At 42.4% G+C, this 4,521-nt stretch carries 3 protein-coding genes; all 3 read right to left on the bottom strand.

The window, feature by feature from the left end:
* Nucleotides 1–1,802: SusC/RagA family TonB-linked outer membrane protein (locus tag ACESK1_RS11065; protein ID WP_372920243.1), on the bottom strand; the 1,802-nt coding region annotated here is incomplete at its 3' end.
* Nucleotides 1,803–1,823: 21 nt separating this feature from the next.
* Nucleotides 1,824–4,010: a GH32 C-terminal domain-containing protein gene (locus tag ACESK1_RS11060; RefSeq protein WP_372920242.1), complete on the bottom strand. Its 2,187-nt coding sequence runs from the start codon at nucleotides 4,008–4,010 to the stop codon at nucleotides 1,824–1,826.
* Nucleotides 4,011–4,083: 73 nt separating this feature from the next.
* A partial coding sequence (locus ACESK1_RS11055) for a GH32 C-terminal domain-containing protein (RefSeq protein WP_372920241.1) occupies nucleotides 4,084–4,521 on the bottom strand: 438 nt, incomplete at its 5' end.

The following is a 4,521-nucleotide window of genomic DNA, read 5'->3' as shown; positions in this document are numbered from 1 at the left end:
GCAACTGAGGCCGCCGGGAAAATCCCGTATTTATTGTTGGGTCCAAATCGTGACGAACCATCCCGGCGAATACTTCCGGAAATGATATAGCGATCATCAAAAATATATTTCAAAGACCCAAACTGGGATTGCTTGCGGTATTCAACAGCGCCCTGAATTGTTTGGAATTCAGCATCGGTTCTTACGATATAATCCGGGTAATTGGTAATATCAACACCTCTGATGCGGTCATTTAGAAAGTCTTCATCCTCTTTCGTGAATTCAATTCCTCCTAAGACGTTAAACCGGTGTTTGTCGAGTTCAAAATCATATGAAAGTAAACTGGTCCAAATAGTTTTAAAAAATTCATTCTCCACCTGGTCTACATCAATGTTTCTAAAAACACTCGGGATCTGGTTCATCTGTACAAACGGCTGAGTGCGGGTGTCAAAATTATTTCGCACATAATCGAAGTTTAAGGAAGTATTGAAATTCAAGCCTTCCAGAATCTCAAAATTTGCAAAGACATTACCTAAAAATCTGTTATTCCTTTGCTCATTCTTGCGGTTAGCCCATAGATTGGCCAGGGAATTTGCTTTATCCTGAATTACAGGCGCCATGTAAGTGCCATTTTCGGTATAAACCGGTAAAAGAGGGTTTTGGAGAATAGCATTTTCAAATTCATTGGCCTGCACTTCATTAAAATTGGAATAGAGGAAGTTTTCTCCCACAGTTATGCGGTCATCCCAAAGTTTAAAAGTGGTATTTAGCCTGGCGTTAAACCGGTCGTAGTAGGTGTATTTCTGAATCCCATTGTCCTTGGTGTAGTTTACCCCTGCAAATAGTTCCATTTTCTCATTGCCATAGCGGTAATTTGCATCAGAATTATAAGAAAGGGAATTATCAATTATCACATCCACCCAATCGGTATCTGAAGCGCGAAGCAGTTGCTCGTCATCAAGAAACTCAGGAATATCGAAGCCGGTGCCATTATCGGTAAGCATATTAAAGTTTCCTGAAATGCCATCATTAGCTCGTGCCTGGTAATAGGTATCGGCCCACTGTCTCGCATTTAAAACATCAATATCGTCTCTTAGCATGTTTAAGGTGGTTTCCGACTTTACTGAAAATTCAGATACTCCTTCTTTTCCTTTTTTTGTCGTTACCACGATAACCCCGTTTGCGGCTGATGTACCATACAAAGCTGCTGAAGCTCCATCTTTTAGCACCTGGATGCTCTCAATTTCATCAGGATTCAGGGAAGAAGGATTAAAAGTCTGAACTCCATCTATTACCCATAGCGGACTTGACCCTGAATTCACCGTGGTTAAACCACGAATTAATATCTGTGAATCGTTTCCTCCGGGAGTTCCTCCTGAATTCACCTGGATCCCGGGCACCCTTCCCTGCAACGAGGTAAGAATATTGGGGCTGAATTCCTGGGAAACTTCAGAAACGTCTACCACCGTAATTGCTCCGGCGATGTCAGATTTTCTTTCTGTAGTATATCCGGTCACAACTACTTCGTCCAGTTGGGACACATCTTCCTCGAGGGTAATTGAATAATTATCTCTGTCATCTATAACAATTTCCTGGGTCAGAAATCCTAAAAAGGAAATTACCAGGATCTCGCCATCGCTAACATTTAATTCGAAATTCCCATCGAAATCACTCATTGTTCCCCTGGAGCTGTCTTTTATAAGAACACTTGCACCGGGCACGGGAATGTCATTCCCGTCTACAATTGTACCCGTTATGGTGCGGTCTTGTGCAAAAGAGCTGAAAGACCAGAGAAAGAGTGTTATAACAATTAGATTTTTCATAATTGGCTTTAGGTTAATTTATTAATTCTCGATAGTGTATATGGTGACATCGGCCGAGGCAGATCCTCCTTCAACAAAGAGATCAACTCCATTGGCATCGGCACTTTCGGGGAAAAATCTTCCCGTAAAATGTGATTTCCCATCAACAAATACTTCCAGTACCGAACCATCTACAAATACCTGCACGTCTACTGTACTTCCCTGGCTTAAGCTGAAAGAACCTCTACGCACATCTCTTCTTACCAAATCTGAAGTTGAAGAATCGGAAGCGTCTACCACCCATTCCTGGGTTGTGAAATCGTAGTACACTCTGTATTCCTCTCCACTGGTTTCAGATTTTCCTAAAACAAATCCAAACCTGTCGGCAGTGCCGGTATCGAAAGTGGCATTCATTTCAAAATGCTTTCCGTTGAAGTCGATATTATCTTCCTGTCCGGATTCAAGATTTAAACTTCCAATATTCACCTGTTCTCCACGGTAATCAACTAAGTTTGGATGAGGTTCAATGAGGATAGTTCCTTCTTCGTCTAAAGTCCACACCTGCGGAATGCTGAATAAATGAGCATAGCCTTGTTGCTGCTGAAATTCCGGCGAAACTTCATCGGGAATTATTCCTATGGCAGTGGTTCTACCTTCTTCATCAATAGCTACAGCCGGAGAAAGGAATCCATTAACCACTTCCAGGTATTTAGGGTTTTCAAATTCAGGGATGAATTCACCATTTTCGAAACTTCCGGTCCAGTAAAAAGAAATGGCCGGGGAAGTATTATCTGGCGTTTTCTGAACGAGGAAAATAAATCTTCCGTCAGAAATTTCGTGAAGAACAGGCATTTCCCAGAATTCTCCCTGGCCCTGGTTGATATCTCCCTGGAACAGGATTCCCTCGTAGGTCCAGTCTTCAAAATCTTCGCTGGTGTAGTAAACCACATTTCCTCCTTCCGCAGCAATTCCGCTTCCTATGATCATATGGTATAACCCGTCTTTATGAATCACATAAGGATCGCGGAAATCAAGATCTACCTCTTCCGGGGCAGCGGGAATAAGCGGGTTGTTAGGATTTTTCTCTAAGGTTTGATAATTATCGGAAGAAAACGCAGTACCCATCCCGGCACGATTTCCGTCTACACCGGTATAAATAACCGCAGGAGTACCATCTTCCAGAATTATAGCGTCACCAGACCATATTCCGGCCTGATCCCATCCTTCAGTAGGCCATAAAACAGCATCCTGTTCTTCCCAGTCTACGAGGTCAGGACTGGTTAAGTGTCCCCAGTTCTGTTGAGCAATTCCGAGGAAAACTTCATTTTTCTGAAAGAACATATGGTAAGTTCCGTCAAGATAAACAAGGCCATAAGATTCATTTGTCCATCCATAATCTGGGATGGGGTGATAGATTGGCCGGTGTGGATCCCCGGAATAGTCGATTCCCAGGTTATAATCTACATCGCCGGGAGTTCCATACTGACCTCCAATGAATTCGGCAACTGCAGGGGTGGCACTTCCGGAGTAAACCTGGATCTCATCAAGAGCCCCGGAATAGAAATCGATTTCAAAATCGCCCAGAGATTCACCCATAGTATTCTTTCCTATACTGAAAGGAGTATTGCCCGATGGCCAGGTTATTGAACCTGATGGGGCGCCGCCTGAAGTAATTTCCTCTTCGTTAAGAAAAATATTCACCGATTGGGTAGCCGGGCTAATTCCAACGATAATATGGCTCCAACGGTTTCTTGGAATACTGGTGGTGCTCACGGTTTCCTCAAAGGAACCATCTACAAAATATTGCACCACAATCTGTCCAAATTTATTCAGTCCTACCATTATACCCGACTCAGAATCTTCTGAAGTCATGGCTAGCATAGCGGCAGTTCCCACGGGAAAAGATCTCGGGGAAGCCCAGAGGGAAATGGTTAATTCGTCATCGGGAAGCAGGCTGGTATTAATTTGCCCGTTTATCTCATTGCTTAATCCGTCGAAGAACAAAGCATTTCCCGATATTCCATCCATTCGGTTTACCGATTTCCCTTCAACAGGAAAGGTCTCCCCGGTTGAAGTTTCTGTTACGGAATCGTCAGATGATTCATCAAAATTGAATTCCAGTAGTTTTTCGATTCTTAGGCTATCGATCTCGTCTATAAAAACGACATCGTCATCATAGCAGGACGCAAACAAGGTGCTGGCTAAGAATATTTGTAAGAGAAAAATCATTTTTTTCATGGGTTAAAAATGTGTGATTAATAAAATATCATTCGCAGGAACCTTCTGGTTCTGGTAACAGGACTTATTCCTGATTATGTTTTAACTGGTTAATTTTTAAATCGCTTATTTCGAAGTTCTGATCGCCTTCAGCAGAAAAATTATTAAAGGCCTGCTGCGGGAAAAAGATCTCGGTCATAACAGTGTGACCATCATCAAAGAAAAGCTCAATAGACATATTGTCAATTATTGCACGAACTTTGAGGTTTTCGGCATCTGAAAGTCTGGGGGCAGTAGAAATCTTATTTGCAAAATTATCGTTGAAATCCACCAGTCCGGAATTACTTCTATCGATAAAGAATTCTTCCTTTCCGTGGTCGTAACCAAACTTCAAAACATCTCCTTTATCATTGCTAAGAGAGAATGTGTATTCCTGATCCTGCAATTGTGGAATTTCGAAAAGAATTTCGGCTTTGCTTAGATCCAGATCTGCTGAAGTGGCCAGGCTGGTGCTGTCCTCAAT

It is taken from the genome of Salegentibacter sp., assembly GCF_041642575.1.
Taxonomy (GTDB): Bacteria; Bacteroidota; Bacteroidia; order Flavobacteriales; family Flavobacteriaceae; genus Salegentibacter.
The sequence above is the reverse complement of the archived record's forward strand: the minus strand, read 5'-3'. Positions and strand labels throughout refer to the sequence as shown.

What these genes read in the sequence shown, in the direction of transcription:
- ACESK1_RS11060 (WP_372920242.1), bottom strand. Translation starts at nt 4,010, where the DNA reads ATGATTTTTCTCTTACAAATATTCTTAGCCAGCACCTTGTTTGCGTCC.